Source organism: Lutimaribacter saemankumensis (assembly GCF_900100005.1).
Taxonomy (GTDB): domain Bacteria; phylum Pseudomonadota; class Alphaproteobacteria; order Rhodobacterales; family Rhodobacteraceae; genus Lutimaribacter; species Lutimaribacter saemankumensis.
In genome coordinates this window covers 183,464-207,556 of the sequence record NZ_FNEB01000001.1, presented here as the reverse complement: position 1 = coordinate 207,556, position 24,093 = coordinate 183,464, and the positions used below count along the sequence as shown (strand labels likewise).

Below are 24,093 nucleotides of genomic sequence, written 5' to 3'. Positions count from 1 at the left end.
CGCAATCTTTGAGAGGAGGAGTCCATCCATGCAGGAACTGACCCATTACATCAACGGCGCACATGTCAAAGGCACGTCCGGCCGTTTCACAGATGTCTATAACCCCGCGACCGGCGAAGTGCAGGCGAAATGCCCGCTGGCCAGCACCGAGGAACTGGCCCATGCGGTCGAGGTGGCCGCAGCGGCGCAACCCGCCTGGGGCGCCGTCAACCCGCAGCGCCGCGCGCGCGTGATGATGAAGTTCGTCGATCTGCTGAACCGCGACATGGACAAGCTGGCCGAGGCGCTGAGCCGCGAGCATGGCAAGACCTTCCCCGATGCCAAGGGCGACGTGCAGCGCGGGCTGGAAGTTGTCGAATACTGCATCGGTGCGCCGCAACTGCTGAAGGGCGAATTCACCGACAGCGCCGGCCCCGGCATCGACATGTATTCCATGCGCCAGCCGCTTGGCGTGACCGCGGGCATCACGCCCTTCAACTTCCCTGCCATGATCCCGATGTGGATGTTCGCGCCGGCCATCGCCTGCGGCAACGCCTTCATCCTCAAGCCGTCGGAGCGTGACCCGTCCGTGCCGCTGATGCTGGCCGAGCTGATGGAAGAGGCCGGTCTGCCCAAGGGCATCCTGCAGGTCGTCAACGGCGACAAGGAAGCGGTGGATGCGATCCTCGATCACCCGGTGATCCAGTCGATCGGCTTTGTCGGCTCGACCCCGATCGCCGAGTACATCTATGGCCGCGGCTGTTCCAACGGCAAGCGCGTGCAGTGTTTCGGCGGTGCCAAGAACCACATGATCATCATGCCCGACGCCGACATGGACCAGGCCGCCGACGCGCTGATCGGCGCTGGATACGGTGCGGCAGGCGAACGCTGCATGGCGATTTCGGTGGCTGTTCCGGTGGGCGACGAAACCGCCGACCGCCTGATCGAAAAGCTTGTGCCGCGCATCGAGGCGCTTAAGGTCGGTCCCTACACTGCGGGTGACGACGTGGATTACGGCCCCGTCGTGACGGCTGCCGCCAAGGAGAAAATCCTCGGCCTCGTGCAGTCGGGTGTCGATCAGGGCGCCGAACTGGTTGTCGACGGGCGCGATTTCAGCCTGCAGGGCTATGAGGACGGGTTCTTTGTCGGCCCGCATCTCTTTGACCGCGTGACGCCCGACATGGACATCTACAAGCAGGAAATCTTTGGCCCGGTGCTGTCCTGTGTCCGCGCCGCCAGCTACGAAGAGGCGATCGGCCTTGCGATGGACCACGAGTATGGCAACGGCACGGCGATCTTTACCCGTGACGGCGATGCCGCGCGCGACTTCGCCAACCGTATCAACATCGGCATGGTGGGCATCAACGTGCCGATCCCGGTGCCGCTGGCCTATCACACCTTCGGCGGCTGGAAGAAATCGGCCTTCGGCGACCTGAACCAGCATGGACCGGATGCGTTCAAGTTCTACACCCGCACCAAGACGGTGACTTCGCGTTGGCCGTCTGGGATCAAGGAAGGCGGCGAATTCAACTTCAAGGCCATGGATTGATCCAACACCAGGCAGAAACGAAAAAAGGCGCCGGAAACGGCGCCTTTTCATTTTGGGTTGTGGTCTGAGTCAGGCCGTTTTGCAGCGACGCAGGAACGCCAGGGCGCCAAGCCCGCCCAGCAGAAGCGGCGCGCCTGCCGGAACCGGGATCACGCCACCGGACCGATCTGCATCGCGTTTTCGATCATTTCGGCGACGGGACGCTGGAAATCCGCGTCTTTCCAGTAACCGTTATGTGACGCGGGGTTCCAGGACGTGAAGATATTGCCGGTGTTGATCCAGGCCTCACGCAGTTCCCCGGCCTCGTACAGCGCCTTGTAGCCGTCGCCCGCAAAACGCAGCGGCATGCCCAGCGGATCGTCGCGGTCATTGAAGCTCAGCCACCAGGGCGTCAATTCGCGCCCCTGCGGAATCCGCGCACCAGGACGGGCAATCGCTTTGATCGCATCGCGCGGATAGGCAAAGGTGAAGATCGGGATATTGCAGCCGAACGTGACCATGCCCGCCATGGTTTCGAGCCTTTGAAAGGGTGTCGGGGCGTCGGCGTGGCCGTGCTGAATGTCCCAGATGTAATTCGACATTATATGCCCGCCCAGCGAATGGGCCAGGACGATCAGGGGCGCCTCGCCGCCCGTCACGGTTTCCAGATGCGCGATGGCGGCGCGCACACGGGCATGGATCGCGGGATAGACAAAGGCGTTTGCGTTCGGCTCGAACCGGTACGCGGCGGCGTCGGCAAGGCGGTGCATCACGAATTCCCGCGTCTTCATCCAGCGCGCCTCGCCCGCAAGGGCATCGTCGATGTATTCCTGCTGGCGCGATTGCAGGATGTCGGCCCAGAAGATCTCGCGCCAGCCGACGAGGCGGTCGAACCGGGCCTCGCCGATGCGGCTGCGCAATCCGCGATAGAGATCGGCGGAAAAGCTGACTTCGTTCTCGCCCTGAGGCATGTCGCCCTGGCTGCCCATGCCATGGATGACCACCACGGCGACACTGTGTTCTTGGGGCATTTTCGTGCCCTCCCTTTGAAATGCATTCAACCAATGCAGAACAGATCAGCACGCGGCGTCCGATCCCGCAACCCTGACGTGCGCGCGGCCTTTGTTTTGGCGGTCTGCCGCCCGCTGCGCGGCTATTGTTTTTGCGGCCGATCCCTGTTGAACTGTCGGTCAATGCCGCCGCACGGAGGGACAGCCGATGGCCATCGCACAACCCGATTTCACCATCGGCGTGGAAGAGGAATACCTGCTCGTCGACCGTGACAGCCTGGCCCTGTCCCCTGCCCCGACCGAATTGATGGAGCGCTGCGCGGCCGCGCTGGAGGGCCAGTTCAGCCCCGAGTTCCTGGATTGCCAGGTGGAAATCGGCACCCGCGTCTGCGCCAATGTCGGCGAGGCGCGCGAAGATCTGCGCCGTCTGCGCAGCACGGTGGCGCGCATCGCGGCCGATTACAACCTGGCGCCCATCGCCGCGTCGTGCCATCCCTTTGCCGACTGGCGCGACCAGCATCACACCGACAAGGACCGTTACAACAACCTGCGGCAGGATCTTGCGGGGGTGGTGCGGCGGATGCTGATCTGCGGCATGCATGTGCATGTGGGCATCGAAGCGCAGGACCAGCGCGTCGACCTGATGAACCAGCTTGTCTATTTCCTGCCGCACCTGCTGGCGCTGTCGTGTTCGTCGCCTTACTGGCAGGGCGAGGACACGGGGCTGAGTTCCTACAGGCTGACCGTCTTCGACAACCTGCCGCGCACCGGGCTGCCGCCCCGGCTGGAGGGCTGGGGCAGTTTCGAACGCTCGGTTCAGGCGCTGACCGACCTTCAGGTGATCGAGGACGCCAGCAAGATCTGGTGGGATCTGCGCCCCTCGTCGCGGTTTCCAACGATCGAGGCACGTATTTGCGATGTCTCGCCCCGGCTGGAGACCACGCTGACGCTGGCCGCGCTTATCCAGTCGCTGACGCGGATGCTCTGGCGGCTGAGCCTGAAAAACCAGCGGTGGCGGATTTACGACGCGTTTCTGGTCAACGAAAACCGCTGGCGCGCGCAGCGTTACGGCATGACCGAGGGGCTGATAGATTTCGGCATCCGCGAAATCGTGCCCTATGAAACGCTTGCCGAGGAACTGATCGCGCTGGTTGCCGAGGATGCGCAGGCCTTGCAGGCGCTGGCCGAGGTGGAAAACATGCGCGGGATCGTGCAGACGGGCAATTCCGCCAGCCAGCAGCGCGGTGTCTATGCCCGCGCCCGCGAAACCGGACGCGACCACCAGGATGCGATGTGCGCGGTGGTGGCACATCTGATCGACGAGTTTCACGCCGATCTCTAGGCCGCTTTCCCCCCTTGCAAAACTGCTGTAAGGATTGGGAATTAAACAGTCGTTCAATTCGCCGCATGTCGGGAGGAGACAGATGGATTACGCGCTGAGCGAGGAACAGACCGCGATCTTCGATATGGCCTTTGCCTTTGGGCAGGAACATATCGCGCCCTACGCCCAGGACTGGGAAAAACAGGGCACGATCCCCAAGGATCTTTGGCCCAAGGTGGCCGAACTGGGGCTTGGCGGCATTTACGTGTCCGAGGATTGGGGCGGTTCGGGTCTCAGCCGTCTTGACGCCACGCTGGTGTTCGAGGCGTTGGCGATGGCCTGCCCGTCCGTCGGGTCGTTCCTGTCGATCCACAACATGTGCGGCGGCATGATCGACAAATTCGGCAGTGAAGAGACCAAGCAGAAATGGCTGCCTGACCTGTGTTCCATGTCCAAGGTGTTTTCCTACTGTCTGACCGAACCGGGGTCCGGTTCGGACGCGGCAGCGCTGCGCACGCGGGCGGAAAAGACCAACGAAGGCTACCGCCTGAACGGCACCAAGGCGTTCATCTCGGGCGGATCGTATTCGGATGCCTATGTCACCATGGTGCGCACGGGCGATGACGGACCCAAGGGCATTTCGACCGTGGTCGTGGAATCCGGCGCAGACGGGCTGAGCTATGGCGGGCTAGAAGACAAGATGGGCTGGCGCAGCCAACCCACCGCGCAGGTGCAATTCGACGACTGCATGGTGCCGCTCGACAATCTGATCGGCGAGGAAGGCCGCGGTTTCGCCTACGCGATGGCGGGCCTCGATGGCGGGCGCCTGAACATCGCGGCCAGCGCGCTCGGGGCCGCGCAGCAGGCGCTGAACCTGACGCTGGCCTATATGGGCGAGCGCAAGGCATTCGGCAAAACCATCGACCAGTTCCAGGCGCTGCAATTCCGCCTGGCCGAGATGGAGGTCAAGCTGGAATCGGCGCGCACCTTCCTGCGGCAGGCCGCGTGGAAGCTGGACAATGGTGCGCCCGACGCGACCAAGTTTTGCGCGATGGCGAAGCTGCTGGTCACGGACAACGCATTCGACGTGGCCAACCAGTGCCTTCAGCTTCATGGCGGCTATGGCTACCTGGCCGATTACGGCGTGGAAAAGATCGTGCGCGATCTGCGGGTGCACCAGATCCTGGAAGGCACGAACGAGATCATGCGCCTGATCGTCAGCCGTCAGATGCTGGCCGACCGGGGCTGACATGGCCGATATCGACATTCGCATCGAAGGCTGCGCCGGGCGCATCACACTGAACCGGCCCAAGGCGCTGAACGCGCTGACCTATGACATGGCGATGGGCATTCACGCCGCCCTGCGCGACTGGGCCGGGGGCGATGCCGTGCGCCTGATCGTGATCGACGCGGCGGGGGACAAGGCGTTTTGCGCGGGCGGCGACATTGCCGATCTGTATCGCACGGGGACCGAGGGCGATTTCGCCTATGGCCGCAAGTTCTGGGCCGACGAATACCGCATGAACGCGGCGTTGTTCGAGTTTCCCAAGCCCGTGGTCAGCCTGATGCAGGGGTTCACCATGGGCGGCGGCGTGGGCGTCGGCTGTCATGGCAGCCACCGGATCGTCGGAGACAGCAGCCGGATCGCCATGCCGGAATGCGGCATCGGGCTGGTGCCCGATGTGGGCGGTTCGATGATCCTGGCGCGGGCGCCGGGGCGGCTGGGTGAATACCTGGGCACCTCCGCCGCACGGCTGGGTGCGGCCGATGCGATCCTTGCGGGCTTTGCCGATACCTATGTCCCCGAGGGCGACTGGCCCGCCCTGATCGCCGAGCTGTGCCGGACAGGCGATGTCGCCGCGGTGGCGCGTGCCGCCCGATCGGCGCCCGACGGCGCCCTTGTCCCGCAGATGGCCGAAATCGACCGCCATTTCGCGGGCGCTTCGCTTAACGACGTCCTGGCCTCGCTGCGGAGAGAAGAGAGCGCATTCACCGCGGCCACGCTGAAATCGCTGTCGCGCAATTCGCCGCTGTCGATGGCCTGCACGGTCGCGATGGTGCAGCGCCTGCGCGGCACCGACGGGATTCGGCCAGCGCTGGACATGGAATACCGCTATACTTGGCGCGCGATGGAACAGGCCGATTTCTTGGAAGGCATCCGCGCCGCGATAATCGACAAAGACCGCAACCCGCGCTGGCGGCACGATCTGGACGGCGTGACACCCGCCGACGTTGACGCCATGCTTGCGCCGCTTGGGGCGGACGCCCTGACATTCGAGGAGGAGGAGTAAGCCATGAAGATCGGATTCATCGGACTGGGCAACATGGGCGCGCCGATGGCCGCCAACCTGGTGGCCGCCGGCCACGAGGTCACGGGGTTCGACACCGCCGGGGTCACGGTCGAGGGCGTGGCCCAGGCCAGCAGCGGCCCCGAGGCCGCCAAGGGCGCCGAGGTGGTGATCACCATGCTGCCCAACGGCCAGATCCTGCGCGCCGTCGCGGACGAGGTGATCCCCGCGATGGACAAGGGCGCGACGCTTGTCGATTGCTCGACCGTCGATGTTGAAAGCGCCCGCGCGGTGGCCGCTCAGGCGGCCGATGCCGGGCTGGGTTTCGTCGATGCGCCGGTTTCGGGCGGCGTCGGCGGCGCCACGGCCGGCACACTGACCTTCATGTGCGGCGGAACGGCGGATGCCTTTGCCAAGGCCGCGCCGCTGTTCGAGATCATGGGCCAGAAGGCCGTGCATTGCGGCGATGCCGGCGCGGGCCAGGCCGCCAAGATCTGCAACAACATGATCCTTGGCGTCACCATGATCGCCACCTGCGAGGCATTTGCCCTGGCCGACAAGCTGGGCCTCGACCGGCAAAAGATGTTCGACGTGGTCAGCACCTCGTCGGGCTATAGCTGGACGATGAACGCCTACTGCCCTGCGCCGGGCGTCGGGCCGCAATCGCCGGCGGACAACGATTACAAACCGGGATTCGCGGCAGAACTGATGCTCAAGGATCTGGGGTTGTCGCAACAGGCCGCCGAAGCCGCGGATGCCGACACGCCCATGGGCAAGGCCGCGCTGGACCTGTATCGCCGCTTTGTCGAGGACGAGGACGGACGCGGGCGCGACTTCTCGGCCATGCTGCCGCGGTTCGAAAAGCGCGGGCGCGGATAAACGCTTGGCCCCGCCCACGGGCGGGGCTATCCCTTGACCATGACATGGTCGCCCGAAACAACAGCGCTGGCTGCGCTGGATGACGCCGAAAAGGCCCGGCTGGGCGCCCTGCCCGCGCATCGTCTGCCCGCCGAAACGGTGCTGTTCCGCCCCGGAGACCCGGTTCAGGGCTATGCTTTCGTCCTGCAGGGCCGGATCGACGTCAGCCTGACAGGCGCGTCCGGGCGCGAGATGCTGCTCTATTCCGTCGAGCCGGGCCAATCCTGCGTGCAAACGACGATGGGCCTGCTGTCGGATGTGGATTACTCGGCCGAAGCGCAGACAACATGCCCGACCGACCTCGTGGTCATTCCGCGCGCGCTGTTTCTGGAACTGATGGACCGCTCGGCCCCGTTCCGGGCGCTGGTCTTCGGTGCCTTTGCGCAGCGGATGCAGACGATGATGACCCTGCTGGAAAAGGTGGCATTTACCCGTGTCGAATGCCGGTTGGCCGAACGGCTTCTGGTGCTGGCGGGCGATGGCGAAAGCGTGCAGGCGACGCAATCGGACCTGGCCACCCAGGTCGGCACCGCGCGCGAGGTGGTCACCCGGCGCCTTGACGCCTGGGCGCGGCGCGGGCTGGTCCAGACCGGGCGCGGCACCGTCACGCTCTGCGACAAACCCGCCCTGTCGGCCATCGCGTCGGGGCAATTGTGACGCCGTCACAGACAAGCCATTCGCAATGCTGTAGTTTTCTCCGTGATGATTGACGGGAAAGGAGTCGTCACATGACAAAGAACATCGGCAACATGGAGCGCGTTCTGCGCATCATCGTGGGTCTGGCCCTGATCGCGGGCTATTTCGTGAACGGCGATGGCGCCTATAGCTGGCTCTACCTGCTGGGCATCATCCCGCTGGCGACCGGCGTGATCGGCTGGTGCCCGCCCTACCAACTGCTGGGCATCAACACCTGCAAGACCAAGTAAGCGGCAAAGCGCCCAAAGCATTCCGGCAAGGCCGCCCATTGGGCGGCCTTTTGCCTGTCCCACTCTGCCCCGTGGCCCCAGGCCCTGCGATGCCCTAAATTTACTGGAAAAGGAGGCCACGATGACCCGCTTGACCTATCTCGCCGCCAGCGTTGCCGTCGCTATCGCGGCGGGCCTGCCCGCCGATGCCGCCGGACCCAAGGCCTGCCCGCCGGGACTGGCCAAGAAAAGCCCCGCCTGCATACCGCCGGGACAGGTCGGCAAGGCATACCGCGTGGGCGACCGTATCACCGGGGATTACGTCGTGATCCGCAATGCGGGCCGTTGGGGATTGGACCCCAACGAAACCTATTACCGCATCGGCGATCAGGTTCTTCGCGTGGACCGCGACACCAAGATGGTGCTGGACCTGATCGGGGCCGCGGCGGCGATTCTGAATTGAGACACGGCTATTCGGCGGCCACCTTGCCTGCCTGGAGCATCGGCTTGAGGTAACGGCCCGTGTGGCTGCGCTCGACCTCGGCCACATCCTCGGGGGTGCCGGTCGCCACGATCTCGCCGCCGCCATCTCCGCCTTCGGGGCCGATATCGATCAGCCAGTCGGCGGTCTTGATGACGTCGAGATTGTGTTCGATCACCACCACCGTGTTGCCCGCATCGACAAGTTCGTGCAGCACCTCGAGCAGCTTCCGCACGTCTTCGAAATGCAAACCTGTCGTCGGTTCATCCAGGATGTAAAGCGTGCGGCCCGTCGAGCGTTTGGCCAGTTCCTTCGACAGCTTGACGCGCTGCGCCTCGCCGCCCGACAGCGTCGTCGCCTGCTGGCCGACCTTGATATAGCCAAGCCCGACACGCACCAGCGCATCCATCTTTTCACGGATCGACGGCACGGCCTTGAAAAAGTCCTGCGCCTCTTCGACCGTCATATCAAGAACGTCCGCTATGCTTTTGCCCTTGAACCGAATTTCCAGGGTTTCGCGGTTATAGCGTGCGCCTTTGCAGGTTTCGCATTCGACATAGACGTCGGGCAGGAAATGCATCTCGATCTTGATGACCCCGTCGCCCTGGCAGGCCTCGCAGCGGCCGCCCTTGACGTTGAAGCTGAACCGCCCCGGCTTGTAGCCGCGCGCCTTGGCCTCGGGAAGGCCGGCGAACCAGTCGCGGATCGGTGTGAACGCGCCGGTATAGGTGGCCGGGTTAGACCGCGGCGTGCGGCCGATGGGGCGCTGGTCGATGTCGATCACCTTGTCGAGATGCTCCAATCCCTTGATCGTCTCGCAGGGCGCGGGTGTCTGCCGCGCGCCGTTCAGACGCATCGACGCGGTCTTGAACAGGGTCTCGATCGTCAGGGTCGACTTGCCGCCGCCCGACACGCCGGTGACGCAAACGAATTTGCCCAGCGGGAACTCGGCCGTCACGTCCTTGAGGTTGTTGCCCGTGGCCTTGACCACGGTCACCTTTTTCTTGTTGCCCTTGCGCCGGTCGGCAGGCACCGCGATCTCACGCGCGCCCGACAGGTATTGCCCCGTCAGGCTGGCGGCATCTGCCGCAACCTGCGAGGGCGTGCCCTGGCTGACGACCTGCCCGCCATGCACACCGGCGCCGGGGCCGATATCGAACACGTAGTCGGCCTCGCGGATCGCCTCTTCGTCATGTTCGACCACCAGCACCGTATTACCCTGGTCGCGCAGGTTTTTCAGCGTATCGAGCAGGCGCGAGTTGTCCCGCTGGTGCAGCCCGATGGAGGGTTCGTCCAGCACATAAAGGACGCCCGTCAGCCCGCTGCCGATCTGGCTGGCCAGGCGGATACGCTGGCTTTCGCCGCCCGACAACGTGCCCGCAGCACGGCTGAGCGTCAGGTATTCCAACCCTACATTGTTGAGAAAACCCAGCCGTTCACGAATTTCCTTGAGGATCGCGCGGGCGATCTCGTTTTTCTGGTTGGTCAGGTGCTCGGGCACCGAGGCGCACCAGTCATACGCATCCCGGATCGACATCTCGACCACCTGGCCCACATGCAGCCCCGCGATCTTGACGGCCAACGCCTCTTCGCGCAGGCGGTAGCCGCCACAGGCGCCACAGGGGCGGTTGTTCTGGTAGCGTTCGAATTCCTCGCGAATCCAGCTGCTGTCCGTTTCGCGATAGCGACGTTCCATGTTGGGGATCACGCCTTCGAAAACGCGGCTTACCTGGTAGACGCGCCCGCCTTCGTCATAGCGGAACTGGATTTCCTCGTCGCCCGAGCCGAACAGGAACACCTGCTGCACATGGGCCGGCAGATCCTTCCACTTGGCGTTCTTGTCGAATTCGTAGTGCTTGGCGATCGCCTCGATCGTCTGCAGGAAATACGGGCTCTTGCCCTTGCGCCACGGCGCCAGCGCACCATCGCTGATCTTCAGGTTCTGATCGGGCACGACAAGGCGTTCATCGAAGAACAGCTCCATCCCCAGACCGTCGCATTCCGGGCAGGCACCGAAGGGCGCGTTGAAGCTGAACAGCCGCGGTTCGATTTCGGGGATGGTAAAGCCGCTGACCGGACAGGCGAAATTCTCGCTGAAGGTGATGCGTTCGGGGTCGCCTTCGCGCGGCGCGGTTTCCAGCACCGCAATGCCGTCGGCCAGGTCCAGCGCCGTGCGGAAACTGTCGGCCAGACGCGTCTCGAGCCCCTCTTTCACCACGAGGCGGTCAACGACCACGTCGATGTCGTGGCGGAATTTCTTGTCCAAAGTGGGCGGCTCGTCCAATTCATAGAACTGGCCGTCGACCTTGACCCGCTGGAACCCCTGCTTGCGCAGCTCCAGGAACTCCTTGCGGTATTCGCCCTTGCGGTCGCGCACGATGGGCGCCAGCAGGTAGGCGCGCGTGCCTTCCTCCATCGCCATGACGCGGTCGACCATATCCTGCACCTGCTGCGCCTCGATCGGCAGGCCCGTGGCCGGGCTGTAGGGCGTGCCAACGCGCGCGAAAAGCAGGCGCATGTAGTCGTAGATTTCGGTGACAGTGCCGACGGTCGAGCGGGGGTTCTTGCTGGTCGTCTTCTGCTCGATCGAGATCGCCGGGCTGAGCCCCGAGATGTGATCGACATCGGGCTTTTCCATCATGTCGAGGAACTGCCGCGCATAGGCCGACAGGCTTTCGACATAGCGGCGCTGGCCTTCGGCATAGATCGTGTCGAAGGCGAGGCTGGACTTGCCAGACCCCGACAGCCCGGTGATCACCACCAGCTGGTCGCGCGGAATATCGACGTCGATATTCTTGAGATTGTGTTCGCGCGCGCCGCGCACTTCGATCTTCTTAAGCTCGGCCATCACCGCCCCCGGAAAAGCAACGGTTAACACATAGGCGAGCGGGGCCGAGTCTCCAACCAAAATTTAAGAACATTAACAGAACATTTCCGTCGGCACGCCATCCGTTTGCCCGGAAAACAGGCAAGATCAAAGGGTTTCGGCGGAAAACGGCATATAAACATTCACTTTATTGAATTTATCTGCCACAAGGGGCTTGATCCGGGGCGCAGGCCCCCCACATGCCTCGGCGTTACAGGCGAAAGGAATACACCCATGTTCGGTTTCATGCGCGCGGCCCCGGCTGCCGACTATTCCGATATCATGCCCCGCATCGCGGCAGGCGAAATCACCCTTGTCGACGTGCGCGAGCCCGACGAGCTGTCGATTACCGGCCGCGCGAAGGACGCGATCAATATCCCGCTGATGCGGCTGCAGATGATGGCCGACCCGCGCCACCCCGACTGCCATCCCGGGCTTGCCCCGGAAAAGCCCGTCGCGCTTTACTGCGCATCGGGCGCGCGGTCCGCACAGGGCAAGATGCTGCTGGAACGCCTTGGCTATTCCGAGGTGATGAACCTCGGCGGGCTGCATGACTGGGCCCGCGCAGGCGGCTCGCTGGAGCGATAACGCAGGCAGCGCGGTTCAGAAATGGATCGCGCGGCCCCAGGCGTCCAGAACGGATTCGTGCATCATCTCGGATAGCGTCGGATGCGGGAAGACGGTGTGCATCAGGTCTTCTTCGGTGGTTTCAAGCTGCCGGCCGACGACATAGCCCTGGATCAGCTCCGTCACCTCGGCGCCGACCATATGCGCACCAAGCAATTCGCCGGTCTTGGCGTCGAAGACGGTTTTTACCATGCCTTCGGGTTCGCCCAGGGCGATGGCCTTGCCATTGCCGATGAACGGGAAGCGGCCGACCTTGATGTCATACCCCGCCTCTTTTGCCTTGGCTTCGGTCAGGCCGACGCTGGCGACCTGCGGATGGCAGTATGTGCAGCCTGCGATGCTTTCGGGTTTGACCGGATGCACGTCCTGGCCGGCGATCATCTCGGCGACCATCACGCCCTCGTGGCTGGCCTTGTGCGCCAGCCACGGCGCCCCGGCGATGTCACCGATGGCATAAAGCCCGTCGACACCCGTGCGGCAATAGGCGTCCGTCACCACATGCGTGCGGTCGACCTTGACGCCCAGCTCTTCCAGGCCCAGCCCCTCGACATTGCCGACGATGCCAACGGCGGAAATCACGGTGTCGAACTCGACCTTTTCGATCTTGCCGTCCTGTTCGATATGCGCGGTGACCTTGCCCTTTGCCCGGTCAAGCTGTTTGACCATGGCCTTTTCGCGGATCTTCAGCCCCTGCTTTTCGAACTGCTTCTTGGCGAAGGCGCTGATTTCGGCGTCTTCGACCGGCAGGATGCGGTCCATCACCTCGACCACGGTCGTATCGGCCCCCAGCGTGTTGAAGAAGCTGGCGAACTCGATGCCGATCGCGCCCGAGCCGATCACCAGCAGTTTTTTCGGCATTCTGCCGGGCTGGAGTGCGTGCTTGTAGGTCCAGACCAGGTCGCCATCTGCCTCGAGCCCCGGCAGCTCGCGGGCGCGCGCGCCCGTCGCAAGGATGATGTGCTTGGCGGTCAGGTCTTCGGTGCCCTTGTCGGTCTTGACGCTCACCTTGCCCTTGGCCGGGATGGTCGCAGTCCCCATCACCACGGTGACCTTGTTCTTTTTCAGAAGATGCCCGACACCGCTGGTCAGTTGCTTGGCGACCCCACGCGAACGTTTCACCACAGCGTCGAGGTCGTATCCGATGCCTTCGGCCTTCAGCCCGAAATCCTTAGCGCGGTGCATCAGGTGGAACACCTCGGCCGAGCGCAACAGCGCCTTGGTCGGGATACAGCCCCAGTTCAGGCAGATGCCGCCAAGATGTTCGCGTTCGACCACGGCCACGCTCAGGCCCAGCTGCGCCGCGCGTATCGCGGCCACATATCCACCGGGGCCGGCCCCGATCACGACGACATCGAACGATTGTGCGGCCATTGCGCCCTCCGATTCCAGAATTAGTTAAACATTAAACTATTCCCCCGCACCTGACAACGGCGCAGGCACGTTTCCGCAGCCCGTGCGGAAACGCGGGATATCGGAGCGGCTTTCGCCCCGCGTCCGGGTTCAGCTGGCGCGCTGCAATTCCTGCATCTGCTGGACCGTGTGGCCATAGCCGCCGGCAGCCAGATACGCCTCTTCCGCCTGGTTGGTCGGCCTTTCCAGCGCCGCGCTGCGATACGGGAACCGGCCGAATTGGCGGATCACCTCGCGATGCGCCTTGGCATGCAGCAGGTTCGACGCACCGGATTCCGGCATGCGCTCGCACATGAGGCGAACGCAACGCTCCTGATCACACAGGTTTTCGGAATGCATCAGCGGCATGTAGAAAAACTGCCGCGCCGGTTCGTCTATGCGCAGATCCCACTTGCGGTCGATTGCCGTCTTGGCGGCGGCCAGGGCCACCGCATCCGTGGCGAAGCTCCTGGCGTCGCCGCGGAACATGTTACGCGGAAATTGATCAAGCAAAATGATATAAGCCAATGCGCCACTGGGATAGGTCAACCAAAGACCATATGCGCCTTCGTTCGCGTTCTCCCAGGCTCTGAGGAACCTGTCCCGGATTTCCTGGTCCAACGCTTCGCCACCTGCATACCAGCCGTCCGGTCCCACCTCGTCCAGCCAATAATTCAATACCTCGTCCACCGTTACCATAGGAGCCTCCTTACTCTCCTAATGCCCCTGCCGAAATCTTACACAGCAGGATTGCGAAATTAACAGTAAAGTTTTGCTTCAAATGCGACATTCCGTTACTGCCTGCCGTCGTTTTCAGCATCCTCGGCCATTTCCGCGCTGTATTCCTGCGCAGCCTCGACGGCCACGACGGATGCCGTCGGCATCACGGGGGTATAGGCGCTGGTTTCGTCCACGGTCGGCGACGGGCGCTGTGTCATGCGATATGCGGCATAGCCCGCAAGCGCCAGAAGAAGCGCCGCGATGATCGTGAAATAGCCGTAGGGGCCGATCACGCTCATCAGCCAACCGGTAACCAGCGGGCCCGCGATCGCGCCCAACCCGTTGACGAAGACCAGCCCGCCCGACGCCGCGGCCATGTCCTCGAAATCGAGGAAGTCGTTGGTATAGGCCAGGAGCAGCGAATAGAGCGGGTTCGACATGCCGCCGATCAGGAAGGCCCCGACCAGAAGAACGGTGAAATTCGTCCCGAAGGCAAAGGCCAGCAACGCCCCCGCCCCGCCAAGCGCGGAGGCCGCGCAGATCAGAACGCGCCGATCCATCCGGTCCGACAGCCAGCCCAGCGGGTATTGCAGCACGGTCGCGCCGATATAGAACGCCGAAACGAAGATCGAAATCTGCGCAAGGCTCAGCCCGGCTTCGGCGCCGAAAACCGCGGCCATCCCGAACTGGGCGGAAAACACGCTGCCCAACAGCAACATCCCCATGAATCCCAATGGGGAAATCTTGAATAGCTGGCGCAGCGTCAGCGGCTTGGTCGCCTCGAACGCGGGTGTGGGCGAGATCGACAAAAGGATAGGCGCAAAGGAAATCGACACCAGCACCGACGGGATGATGAACAGAAGAAACCCGCTGGCGTCGGGAATGTTCAGCAACCCCTGCGCCGCCACGATCCCGATCATCTGCACCATCATGTAAAGCGACAGCGCCTGACCGCGCTGGTCGTTGTTCACCGAATTGTTCAGCCAGCTCTCCGCGGTGACATACACGCCCGAGAAACAGAACCCGATCAGGACGCGGCCGGCGATCCACAGATACGGGTTCTGGAACGCCGGATAGAGGATCAGCACCGCCGAGATGAAACTGGCCAGCGCCGCAAAGACCCGCACATGCCCGACCCGGCGGATCAGTTCCGGGGTCAGGCGCGACCCGCCGAGAAAGCCTATGAAATAGGCCGACATGATCAGCGACAGCTCGAACGTGGTAAAGCCCGCGGCCTCGCCCCGGACACCCAGAAGCGAGCCCTGCAAGCCATTGCCCAGCATCAGGAGCGCCATGCCCAACAGCAACGCCCATGTATTCTTGAGAACCTGAAACACGTCACACTCCCTTGCCGCTCAACGCGTTTTTATCCGCTTTGGCCGCTGCCGGGTGGACCGATTGCGACTCATTCCAGTTGTTTAAACGCCTCTCACAGACAGGGGGGCGGATCAAGCTTGGGGATGCGGGAACAGAAGCGATGCGTCGCCGTAGGAAAAGAAACGATACTCTTCGCGGATCGCATGATCATAGATGCGGCTTATCCGGTCCTGCCCCATCAAGGCCGATACCAGCATCATCAGCGTCGATTTCGGCAGGTGGAAATTCGTCATCAGCGCGTCGGTCACACGGAAGGTGAAGCCGGGATAGATGAAGATGTCGGTATCGCCCTCCCAGGCGCGGATCGCCCCGGTATCACGCGCGGCGGTTTCGATCAGGCGCAGCGCCGTTGTCCCGACCGGTATGACACGGCCGCCGGCCGACTTGGTCGCGGCGATCTCGGACGCCGCCTCCGGGCTGACCTGCCCCCATTCCGAATGCATCTTGTGCGTGGTCACGTCATCGACCTTGACCGGCAAGAAGGTGCCCGCGCCGACGTGCAGGGTGACAAAGGTGAAGTCCACCCCACGCGCTTGCAACGCGTGCAGCAGCGGTTCGTCGAAATGCAACGACGCCGTGGGCGCCGCCACCGCCCCCGACCGCGCGGCCCAGACGGTCTGGTAATCGTTCTTGTCCTGCGCGTCGGCCGGGCGCTTGGCGGCGATGTAGGGCGGCAGCGGCATGGCGCCCGCCTGCGCAAGGGCCGCGTCGAAATCATCGCCCGTCAGGTTGAACCGCAAGACCCCCTGCCCGTCCTGCCGGGCCTCGAGGCGGGCCGACAGATCGGGCGAGAATACGATCTCTTCGCCCGGCTCGACCTTGCGCAGTGGTTTCAGGAGGGCCGTCCAGCCACCGTCGGCGCGCGGCTCCAGCAGCGTGACCTCGATCTTCGCCGACACTTGGCCCTGCGCGCTGTCGCGGTGCCGCTGGCCAGTCAGGCGCGCCGGGATCACCCGCGTGTCGTTCAGCACCAGCCGGTCGCCCGGGCGCAGGATGTCGGGCAGGTCGAACACATGCGCATCGCGGATCGTGTCGCCTTCGGCCACCAGCAACCGGGCAGAACTGCGCGGCCGCGCGGGCCGCGTCGCAATGAGGTTCTCGGGCAAATCGAAATCGAAATCGGCAAGTTTCATCGTCTACTGCGTCACCTTGGGTGCGGGCCTGCGGAATATTTCCCTGAACATGCCGGGCGTCAGGATCGACAGCGGGTTGACCTGGACGCGCGGCGCTTCGGCGGTTCCCGTAAGCAAGTAATTAAACCCGATCAACCCCTCGCCCTTGCGAGTCAGCACCGATCCGATCCCGTTTAGCAGGTAGAGCGGTGAAAACACGCCCTGCATGTCCATCTGGTCGCTCGCCATGTCATATGTGCCATCCATCGAGATGCCCAGCGATGCCCCGACAGCCGACGAACTTGTGACGATCACCCGGTCGGGGGTCAGGCGAAACTCGGCCTCGACCTCGTTGAACAGGATCCCGGTCCCGCTGAGCTGTTCCAGCAGGCCCACCACGCTGACGGCGTTCAGCAATTCGGCCAGCGCAGGCGCTTCGCGCAGGCGCACCTGGTTCACGGTCAGGAACCCGTCATAGCTGCCACTTTCGCCGGCGGGCAGCAGGGTCAAGTCCATCTTGCCTTGGCGCGCGCGTTTCAAAAGTCCGGCGGCGGCGAACACGGCGCCGGCATCGTCCGACAGGATGCGGAATGCGCTGCGCCCGTCGCGCGGCACCACCCGTCCGGTCACTTGCGCCGCGCCGTTGACCCGCCCGGTGAACGATCCGTCCATGCCGCGCGTGGCGCTGAACTCGCCCCGGAAATCGGTCAGCGCAATCCCTTGCGAGATTTGCAGGCGGTCCAGCGCAAGGGTGATCGGCCCGCCACCGCTGGCCCCTGACCCGCCACCCCCGACCGAGGTACGCCGCAAATCGACGGTGCCTCCGGTCACGGCAACGGCGGGCGGCGCACCGGCGCCGCGCCCCGTCAGCGTGACAGGTGCGTCCAGCCAATCACCGGCCTGGACACGGTCAAAGCGGGCTTCGGCCATCTGCCCATCCTCGGTCAGCCGGATCGTGCCGCCCGCACGCAGCCCCGGCGCGTCCAGAAACAGCCGGTCGACGCGCGGCGGCGTACCCAGCAGGCCCGCGACCTCCAGCGTGCCCGCGCGGTTCTGCGGCAGAGACCATCCGATCTGCGGCAATGCCAGGCCAAGCCCCTGCAAATCCGAGCGCAGCGAAAATACCGGTGCTTCGTCTTTCGGCAGTTCGATCGCAATGGTGGCGGGCGCCTGTCCCGAAAAGCTGCCATCGGGCAAGCCGATGTTGAATTCGTCGGCAAAGAGTTGCGACAGTTCGACCTCGCCGGTCACGCGGCTTCCGCCCGCATCCTTGCCCAGCGGGCTTTCCCATGCGGCGTCAAAGGGAACCTTGCCGATCCGCCCCGGCCCTTCGATCCGCAGCAGGTCGTTTTCAACCGTCACGTCCAGCGCCTTGGCCGCGATCACCCGGCCCGGAACGATCTTGTCGCTGCGGGTATCCAGAAGCCGCGCGCTTGCCGCCACCTGCACCTCGTCGGGCTTGAGCCCCTTTTTCAGGCGGATGTCGATCTTGCCGTCAATGTCGGCACGCCCGTCGGCCAGCGTCACCGGCTGGCCCGCGCGGGTCAGGAAATTGAACGGGTCGAGATCGAGCAGCGCAAGTGCGGCGGTGATCGTCGATTTCGCCCGCAGCATCACGGTGGCGGGGGCTTCGCGAATGCGCACATCGGGCACGACGAAGGTGGTGCCCGCAATATCGACGCGCCCGCCTTGCGGGGCGACCACCTGGCCGCCATCGGCAGTGACGACAAACCGGGAATCCCGCAGGCTTGCCTGCCCGGATGCGCCTGAGATGTGCGGAAATCCCTTGAGATACCTGAAATTTGCCTCTTCGAAACCCAGCCCGAGATACAGATCAGGGCCCTCACGCGGGACCGAACGATAGGCAAGTTCGATATCGCGCAGCGTGGCGCTGTCGATGTTTTCTGCAATCCAGCTTCGTGCCCGTGGGGCGGCCTCTTCGGGCCAGAGGGCAAGAACACGGTCCGGCTCGGCGGCGTCCATCGCACCACGCACCCCCAGAACCCAGCCGTCCGGGGTGGCTTGCAATCGGCCGCCAAGCTGCACGACATGTCCCTGATCGCGTACCGTCATTCGCCCGATCTCAAGATCGAAAGGATCCAGGCGCAGGCGCAGGTCGGCGTCAGCCCCTTCCAAGACCACGGCCTCGGGATATAGATCACCGGGATTTGCGCTGATTTCGGTCAGGGTCAGCTGGCTGATGAATTCGTTCGGCCAGCCGCTTTCGATCCCCTTCATGACCGACACGCCTTCGGCGCGGGCGGTGGCCCATTTGCTGACCAGCGTCAAATCGTCGAACACCAGCCGCTGCTCGGCAGGCACATAAGTCATGTAGGCGCGCAGGCTTTCGAACGGGATAGGGCGGGTTTCGTCGGTGGGCTGCAGTACACCGGCGTCGATCTGCAACGCGGCGCTGAGCGGGCCCAACTGGCCGTCGTCATCGACCGCGACGCGCATCGCGCCGGATATCGGCGCGCGCAGAACGTCCAGCCAGGCCAGGGCCGGAGAATGGACCGCGATATCCTGGGCCGACATGTCCGACACGTTCACGCCGAACTGCGCGGCGGTTTCACCGATCACGCTGTCGTAATTCAGCTCCAGCGTGGTCACGCTGTCGCCCCCGCCCAGCAGGGCGAAATCCGCGCTGAGATCCAGCACATCGCCCGAGCGTTGCAGTCTCAGCCGCCCGCCATCCACCGTCCACCCCCGGCCAAGGCGCATGTCCTCGTATCGCAGTGTCAGAGCCTCGGCTTCGATCCGCCGCAACGCCGCAAAGCCGGCGCGTTGCATCAGATCGTCGAGCCCCTTCATCAACTGGCCCAGCGTGGCACCCTGCCCGACCGGCGCCAGCGTGTCGCCGAACGCGATGTCGAAACTGCCATCCGCCTGGCGCCGCAGCCGCAGCGACGCCCCCGAAAACCGGATGCGCGCAGGCTGCACCTTGCCACGCAGGAGCGGCGCCATCGCAAGGCCCGCATCGACATTCGCCAGGCTGACAAGGGGCTGCCCGTCGGGCCGCGCGACATCCACGTCACGCAGGATCACGCGCGGGCGCCAACCTTCTTCGACACGGGCCACGATCTCGCCCACGCGCACCGACAGATCCCCGGCGCCCCGGTTGATCCGCGCCTCGGCCTCGTCCCGCAGCCAGGCAGGCGCCACGAAGTCGCGCCCGACCGACCATTGCAGCGCCCCCATCGTCGCGGCGAACAACACGAACGCCGCGCCCAGCGACCATAAAAGCCGGGGCAACCATTTGTGCCGGGGGCGCGCCCTTACCTGTGTGTCCGTTTGCGGCGTGTCGTCGTTCACGTGCTTTCTGCCTCACCGCCTTTATTCTTGCCTGCCCCGTCCTAATATGGAACTCACGATTTTCATACGAGGGAGAAATGGCCGATGGTCGCTGAAAACGATACCGCACCCGACTTTACACTGCCACGCGATGGCGGCGACAGCGTCAGCCTGTCGGCCCTGCGCCCGGCCCCGGTTGTCCTGTTTTTCTATCCGCGCGACGACACCTCGGGCTGCACCAAGGAAAACATCGCGTTTTCCGAACTTTACCAGCAGTTCCTGGATCTGGGCGTGCAGGTTTTCGGCATCTCCAAGGACAGCGTCGCCAGCCATGAGAAATTCATCGCCAAGAAGGATCTGACCGTGCCGCTGCTGTCGGACGAGAACGGCACCACATGCGAGGATTACGGCGTGTGGAAGGAAAAGAAGATGTATGGCAAGACCTTCATGGGGATCGAGCGGTCGACCTTCCTGATCGACAGCGCGGGCAAGATCGCCCGCGCCTGGCCCAAGGTAAAGGTCGACGGTCACGCCGAAGAGGTGCTGGAGGCCGCGAAAGCCCTGTGACCAAGACCCTGACTCAAATGGCCGTCGAGGTGCTGACCACCGCCGACGGACGCGAAAAGACTGCGCTGTCGCACGAACATGCGGCGGCGTGGTTCGCGGCGCGCAAGGCAGGCACGCCCATTCCCGTTGGCACGGCGACACCGCCGCTGCGCCCGGCGCGGCCAGAAAAACCCGAACTGCTCGACCCGCGCGACGTGCCGCGCCGCCGTCCCGGCAGCCCCGCGGGCCGTATCGCCATCCTGCACGCGGTCGCGCATATCGAACTGAACGCCGTCGATCTGCACTGGGACATCATTGCCCGCTTTGGCCATGTGCCCATGCCACCCGGCTTTTACGACGACTGGGTGAAATCGGCGGACGAAGAATCAAAGCATTTCAACCTGATATGCGACTGTCTTGAAGCGATGGGCAGCCATTACGGCGCCCTTCCCGCACACGCCGGGATGTGGCGTGCGGCCGAAGACACCCGCGACGACATCCTGGGGCGGCTCGCGGTCGTGCCCATGGTGCTCGAGGCGCGCGGGCTCGACGTGACGCCGGGGATGATCGACATCTTCGAAAAAGCGGGCGAGGACGGCGCGGTCGCCGCACTCAGGACCATCTATGCCGAAGAGGTCGGGCACGTCGCCTATGGCTCCAAGTGGTTCCACTTTCTGTGCGGCCGCGACAACCTCGATCCCAAGGACGTGTTCCACGACCTCGTGCGCACCTATTTCCACGGCGCGCTGAAGCCGCCTTTCAACGAGGAAAAGCGCGCCGAGGCCGGACTGCCGCCCGACTTCTACTGGCCGCTTGCCGATTAAACGCCGCCGCGCGCAATCTGACCCGAACGACCCAGCCTGTTGAATATCGGCGGTTTTCTGCCGAATCGGGAACCCTGCCCCCCATCCACCCCAAAGGTGTTGCGCCACGGTAAACCTCTGGTTAAGCACCTTCTGGGCGTCCCCGAAAGGGTGCGCCCTTACCGCAATGGGACAAGGGATGGTTTGTTGAGAACTCGGCTGGCTATACGCACCCACGCATTCCTGGAACGCTGGTTTCCCGAAAAACGGCTTTTCCTGCGTTCGGACAATGACACACGGTTCATTCGCCTGCGCCCGCACACCCAGCTTCTTGCCTTTTCCGGCAGCGCCCTGCTGGTGGCCTGGGCCACGATCGCGACAGCCATCCTGCTGATGGATTCGATCGGGGCCGGCAATTTCCGCGAACAGGCCAAGCGCGACCAGCGCATGTACGAAGAGCGCCTGAACGTCCTGGCCGAACAGCGTGACACACGCGCCAATGAGGCCCACGCCGCGCAAGAGCGGTTCAACTCGGCCCTGCAACAGATTTCCGTCATGCAGTCGCAACTGCTTGAGTCCGAGAACCGCCGCCGCGAACTGGAAACCGGCATCGAAGTGATCCAGACCACGCTGCGGCGCACCATGCGCGAACGCGACGCCGCGCGCACGGAACTGACGGCCCTCAAGAACGAAAGCGCCGATGACGCAACCGGCGGCAGCGTCCTGGCCAATGCCGGCCCGACCGCCGAAAGCACGCTCGACATGCTGTCGATGGCGCTGGCACAGACCGCCGCCGAACGCGACCAGATCGTGGCCGATGCACAGGACGCCCTGCTGCAGGCGGATGAACTGTCGCTCAAGCTCAAGCTGATGCAGGACCAGAACGACCAGATCTTCCGCCAGTTGGAAGAGGCGATGGCGATTTCGGTCAAGCCGCTGGACAAGATGTTCCGCGCGGCAGGCATGAACACCGACAGCCTGATCAACCAGGTGCGGCGCGGCTATTCCGGCCAGGGCGGCCCGCTGACGCCGATCAGCTTTTCGACCAAGGGCGAAATGCCCGCCTATGGCGCCGACCGCGCGAACCGCCTGCTCGACCAGATGGACCGGCTCAACCTCTATCGCATTGCCGCGGAATCGGCACCGTTCGCCATCCCGGTCAAGGCAGGATACCGTTTCACCAGCGGGTTCGGCTATCGCCGCGACCCCAAGACCGGCGGGCGCCGCCTGCACAAGGGCGTGGATTTCGCCGGGCCTGTCGGCACACCGCTTTATGCCACGGCCGATGGCGTCGTGACCCATGCCGGCTGGCTGTCCGGCTATGGCCGGCTGGTCAAGATCCAGCACCAGTTCGGGATCGAAACCCGCTACGCCCACATGTCCAGACTTAACGTTAAAGTTGGTCAAAGGGTCTCGCGCGGGGAACGTATTGGTGATATGGGGGCGTCTGGACGTGTGACCGGCCCCCACCTGCACTACGAAGTGCGCGTCGGCGGCAAGGCCGTCAATCCGATGATCTATATCAAGGCTGCAAACGATGTTTTCTAAAAGCAAAATCAACGAGCCCGGCCCCAAGGCCGCAGACGCTGCAAAACCCGCAGCCCCCGAAACTTCGGCGCCGAAACCGACCGCCGATTTCAAGTCGCAATCCGCGCCCAAGCCCAAGCCGCCGGCTTCGGTGCTGTCGGCCGACCTGCACATCACCGGCAACATCAAGACCACCGGTGACATCCAGGTCGAAGGCAATGTCGAAGGCGATATTCGCGCGCATCTGCTGACCATCGGCGAAACCGCGACGATCCGCGGCGAAGTGATCGCGGATGACGTGGTGATCAACGGCCGCATCGTGGGCCGTGTGCGCGGCCTCAAGGTGCGGCTCAGTTCGACCGCGCGGGTCGAAGGCGACATCATCCACAAGACCATCGCAATCGAAAGCGGTGCGCATTTCGAAGGTTCCGTGCAGCGCCAGGACGATCCGCTGTCCGGCAAGCCGGGCTCCAAGCCCGCGCCGGGTGCGGCGGCTGCAGCACCTGCCGACGACAGCAAGGCCTGATCGCCGCGCGACACATGAATCGGAACGGGCGCCCCGGAATACGGCGGCGCCCGTTTCTTTTTTCGGCCTGGTCCCGTCAGGTATCCAGTTCGGCATCCCAGTAAAGAAAATCGATCCAGCTTTCGTGCAGGTGCCCGGGCGGAAACTTGCGGCCAAGGTTGCGCAGTTCCTCGGCGCCGGGCGCGCGCGGCGGCTTGCGCAGGTGAAGCCCCGCCTGCCGCAGCGTCTTGGAGCCCTTACGCAGGTTGCAGGGCGCGCAGGCGGCCACCACGTTTTCCCAGCTTGTCACCCCGCCCGCCGCGCGCGGCACGACGTGGTCGAAGGTCAGTTCGCCCCTCGACCCGCAATACTGGCAGCGGAATTCGTCCCTCAGAAAAAGATTGAAGCGCGTGAATGCCACGCGCTTCTGGGGTTTGACGTAATCTTTCAGCACCACGACCGAGGGTATCCTGATCCGGGTCGACGGGCTGCGGACCACCTCGTCATACTCGGCCACGATATCCACCCGGTCCAGCCAGACCGCCTTGACCGCCTCCTGCCAAGGCCACAGCGACAGCGGATAGTAGGATAGCGGCCGGTAATCCGCGTTCAGCACAAGGGCCGGATGCCGCCTGAGCCCCGAAGGCTCCCTTACAAACTCGCTTCTGAAATCGCCATCCATGGGGACTCGTCCTCCACCCTGCCTGCCTCGATTCTCGGCACCAAGGCGGGACGACCCGCCCCAGCTTGTTTACACTATATATCGCGTTTCGCACCGGGCAAGCCCTACGATATAGAGTGTGTCACACAGCACCTAGCCTGCCTTTGAAACAGGCAAATGACAGCAGGCGGCCGCCGTTCACTCGACAAGACATAGCGTGATGGCTCAAATTTGCCCGG

Annotated in this window: 22 protein-coding genes; 13 read left to right on the top strand and 9 right to left on the bottom strand. The window is 64.0% G+C overall.

Going from position 1 to position 24,093, the window contains the following annotated elements; genetic code table 11:
- The first annotated feature begins 28 nt into the window (after nucleotides 1-28).
- On the top strand, nucleotides 29-1,528 hold the full coding sequence (locus BLT50_RS01000) for a CoA-acylating methylmalonate-semialdehyde dehydrogenase (protein WP_090025612.1): 1,500 nt from the start codon (nucleotides 29-31) through the stop codon (nucleotides 1,526-1,528).
- Between the two features lie 69 nt (nucleotides 1,529-1,597).
- Here the strand turns inward: BLT50_RS01000 and BLT50_RS19755 are convergent, their stop codons facing one another.
- Nucleotides 1,598-1,681 (bottom strand): VPLPA-CTERM sorting domain-containing protein, encoded by an 84-nt coding sequence (locus BLT50_RS19755; protein ID WP_425433931.1) that lies wholly within the window; start codon nucleotides 1,679-1,681, stop codon nucleotides 1,598-1,600.
- Complete coding sequence (locus BLT50_RS00990) at nucleotides 1,678-2,538, bottom strand: hypothetical protein (RefSeq protein ID WP_090025606.1); 861 nt, start codon at nucleotides 2,536-2,538, stop codon at nucleotides 1,678-1,680. The genes BLT50_RS19755 and BLT50_RS00990 overlap by 4 nt, the downstream gene beginning before the upstream one ends.
- Nucleotides 2,539-2,725: 187 nt before the next feature.
- Between BLT50_RS00990 and BLT50_RS00985 the strand changes: the two genes are divergently transcribed.
- The 7 genes from BLT50_RS00985 (at nucleotide 2,726) to BLT50_RS00955 (ending at nucleotide 8,412) form a co-directional block, all read left to right on the top strand.
- Entirely contained in the window at nucleotides 2,726-3,859 is a 1,134-nt protein-coding gene (locus BLT50_RS00985) for a carboxylate-amine ligase (RefSeq protein ID WP_090025603.1), read from the top strand.
- An 82-nt stretch (nucleotides 3,860-3,941) separates the two neighbouring features.
- Nucleotides 3,942-5,087, top strand: a complete 1,146-nt coding sequence (locus BLT50_RS00980) for an acyl-CoA dehydrogenase family protein (protein WP_090025600.1) — start codon at nucleotides 3,942-3,944, stop codon at nucleotides 5,085-5,087.
- A 1-nt stretch (nucleotide 5,088) separates the two neighbouring features.
- Nucleotides 5,089-6,129: an enoyl-CoA hydratase/isomerase family protein gene (locus BLT50_RS00975; RefSeq protein ID WP_090025598.1), complete on the top strand. Its 1,041-nt coding sequence runs from the start codon at nucleotides 5,089-5,091 to the stop codon at nucleotides 6,127-6,129.
- A 3-nt stretch (nucleotides 6,130-6,132) separates the two neighbouring features.
- Nucleotides 6,133-7,005, top strand: coding sequence for a 3-hydroxyisobutyrate dehydrogenase (mmsB, locus tag BLT50_RS00970; RefSeq protein WP_090025595.1), 873 nt, complete (start codon nucleotides 6,133-6,135; stop codon nucleotides 7,003-7,005).
- Between the two features lie 39 nt (nucleotides 7,006-7,044).
- A complete protein-coding gene (locus tag BLT50_RS00965) occupies nucleotides 7,045-7,701 on the top strand; it encodes a Crp/Fnr family transcriptional regulator (RefSeq protein ID WP_090025593.1) in 657 nt (218 codons plus the stop codon).
- Nucleotides 7,702-7,772: 71 nt separating this feature from the next.
- Nucleotides 7,773-7,970: a YgaP family membrane protein gene (locus BLT50_RS00960; RefSeq protein WP_090025592.1), complete on the top strand. Its 198-nt coding sequence runs from the start codon at nucleotides 7,773-7,775 to the stop codon at nucleotides 7,968-7,970.
- Between the two features lie 121 nt (nucleotides 7,971-8,091).
- Nucleotides 8,092-8,412, top strand: coding sequence for an excinuclease ABC subunit A (locus BLT50_RS00955; protein ID WP_090025589.1), 321 nt, complete (start codon nucleotides 8,092-8,094; stop codon nucleotides 8,410-8,412).
- A 7-nt stretch (nucleotides 8,413-8,419) separates the two neighbouring features.
- Here the strand turns inward: BLT50_RS00955 and uvrA are convergent, their stop codons facing one another.
- Nucleotides 8,420-11,278: an excinuclease ABC subunit UvrA gene (gene uvrA / locus BLT50_RS00950; protein ID WP_090025586.1), complete on the bottom strand. Its 2,859-nt coding sequence runs from the start codon at nucleotides 11,276-11,278 to the stop codon at nucleotides 8,420-8,422.
- A gap of 252 nt (nucleotides 11,279-11,530) precedes the next feature.
- Here uvrA and BLT50_RS00945 point away from each other — a divergent pair, with 252 nt between their 5' ends.
- Nucleotides 11,531-11,884: a rhodanese-like domain-containing protein gene (locus tag BLT50_RS00945; protein WP_090025583.1), complete on the top strand. Its 354-nt coding sequence runs from the start codon at nucleotides 11,531-11,533 to the stop codon at nucleotides 11,882-11,884.
- 15 nt (nucleotides 11,885-11,899) lie between these two features.
- Here the strand turns inward: BLT50_RS00945 and lpdA are convergent, their stop codons facing one another.
- From lpdA to BLT50_RS00920, 5 genes are all read right to left on the bottom strand, one after another.
- Complete coding sequence (lpdA, locus tag BLT50_RS00940; protein ID WP_090025581.1) at nucleotides 11,900-13,294, bottom strand: dihydrolipoyl dehydrogenase; 1,395 nt, start codon at nucleotides 13,292-13,294, stop codon at nucleotides 11,900-11,902.
- Nucleotides 13,295-13,423: 129 nt separating this feature from the next.
- Nucleotides 13,424-14,011 (bottom strand): DUF924 family protein, encoded by a 588-nt coding sequence (locus tag BLT50_RS00935; RefSeq protein ID WP_090025578.1) that lies wholly within the window; start codon nucleotides 14,009-14,011, stop codon nucleotides 13,424-13,426.
- A gap of 95 nt (nucleotides 14,012-14,106) precedes the next feature.
- A complete protein-coding gene (locus tag BLT50_RS00930) occupies nucleotides 14,107-15,369 on the bottom strand; it encodes an MFS transporter (RefSeq protein WP_090025575.1) in 1,263 nt (420 codons plus the stop codon).
- Between the two features lie 111 nt (nucleotides 15,370-15,480).
- Entirely contained in the window at nucleotides 15,481-16,542 is a 1,062-nt protein-coding gene (queA, locus tag BLT50_RS00925; RefSeq protein ID WP_090025573.1) for a tRNA preQ1(34) S-adenosylmethionine ribosyltransferase-isomerase QueA, read from the bottom strand.
- A gap of 3 nt (nucleotides 16,543-16,545) precedes the next feature.
- Nucleotides 16,546-19,833 (bottom strand): AsmA-like C-terminal region-containing protein, encoded by a 3,288-nt coding sequence (locus tag BLT50_RS00920; RefSeq protein WP_090025571.1) that lies wholly within the window; start codon nucleotides 19,831-19,833, stop codon nucleotides 16,546-16,548.
- An 84-nt stretch (nucleotides 19,834-19,917) separates the two neighbouring features.
- Between BLT50_RS00920 and BLT50_RS00915 the strand changes: the two genes are divergently transcribed.
- The 4 genes from BLT50_RS00915 (at nucleotide 19,918) to BLT50_RS00900 (ending at nucleotide 23,214) form a co-directional block, all read left to right on the top strand.
- Nucleotides 19,918-20,379: a peroxiredoxin gene (locus BLT50_RS00915; protein WP_090025568.1), complete on the top strand. Its 462-nt coding sequence runs from the start codon at nucleotides 19,918-19,920 to the stop codon at nucleotides 20,377-20,379.
- 17 nt (nucleotides 20,380-20,396) lie between these two features.
- Complete coding sequence (locus BLT50_RS00910; RefSeq protein ID WP_090025565.1) at nucleotides 20,397-21,182, top strand: ferritin-like domain-containing protein; 786 nt, start codon at nucleotides 20,397-20,399, stop codon at nucleotides 21,180-21,182.
- A 186-nt stretch (nucleotides 21,183-21,368) separates the two neighbouring features.
- Nucleotides 21,369-22,709, top strand: coding sequence for a M23 family metallopeptidase (locus tag BLT50_RS00905; RefSeq protein ID WP_090025563.1), 1,341 nt, complete (start codon nucleotides 21,369-21,371; stop codon nucleotides 22,707-22,709).
- The gene (locus BLT50_RS00900; RefSeq protein WP_090025560.1) at nucleotides 22,699-23,214 is read left to right on the top strand and encodes a bactofilin family protein; all 516 of its coding nucleotides are present in this window, start codon (nucleotides 22,699-22,701) and stop codon (nucleotides 23,212-23,214) included. Before BLT50_RS00905 ends, BLT50_RS00900 begins: the two co-directional genes overlap by 11 nt.
- 76 nt (nucleotides 23,215-23,290) lie before the next feature.
- Here the strand turns inward: BLT50_RS00900 and BLT50_RS00895 are convergent, their stop codons facing one another.
- The gene (locus BLT50_RS00895; protein ID WP_090025558.1) at nucleotides 23,291-23,875 is read right to left on the bottom strand and encodes an HNH endonuclease; all 585 of its coding nucleotides are present in this window, start codon (nucleotides 23,873-23,875) and stop codon (nucleotides 23,291-23,293) included.
- Between the last annotated feature and the right edge of the window lie 218 nt (nucleotides 23,876-24,093).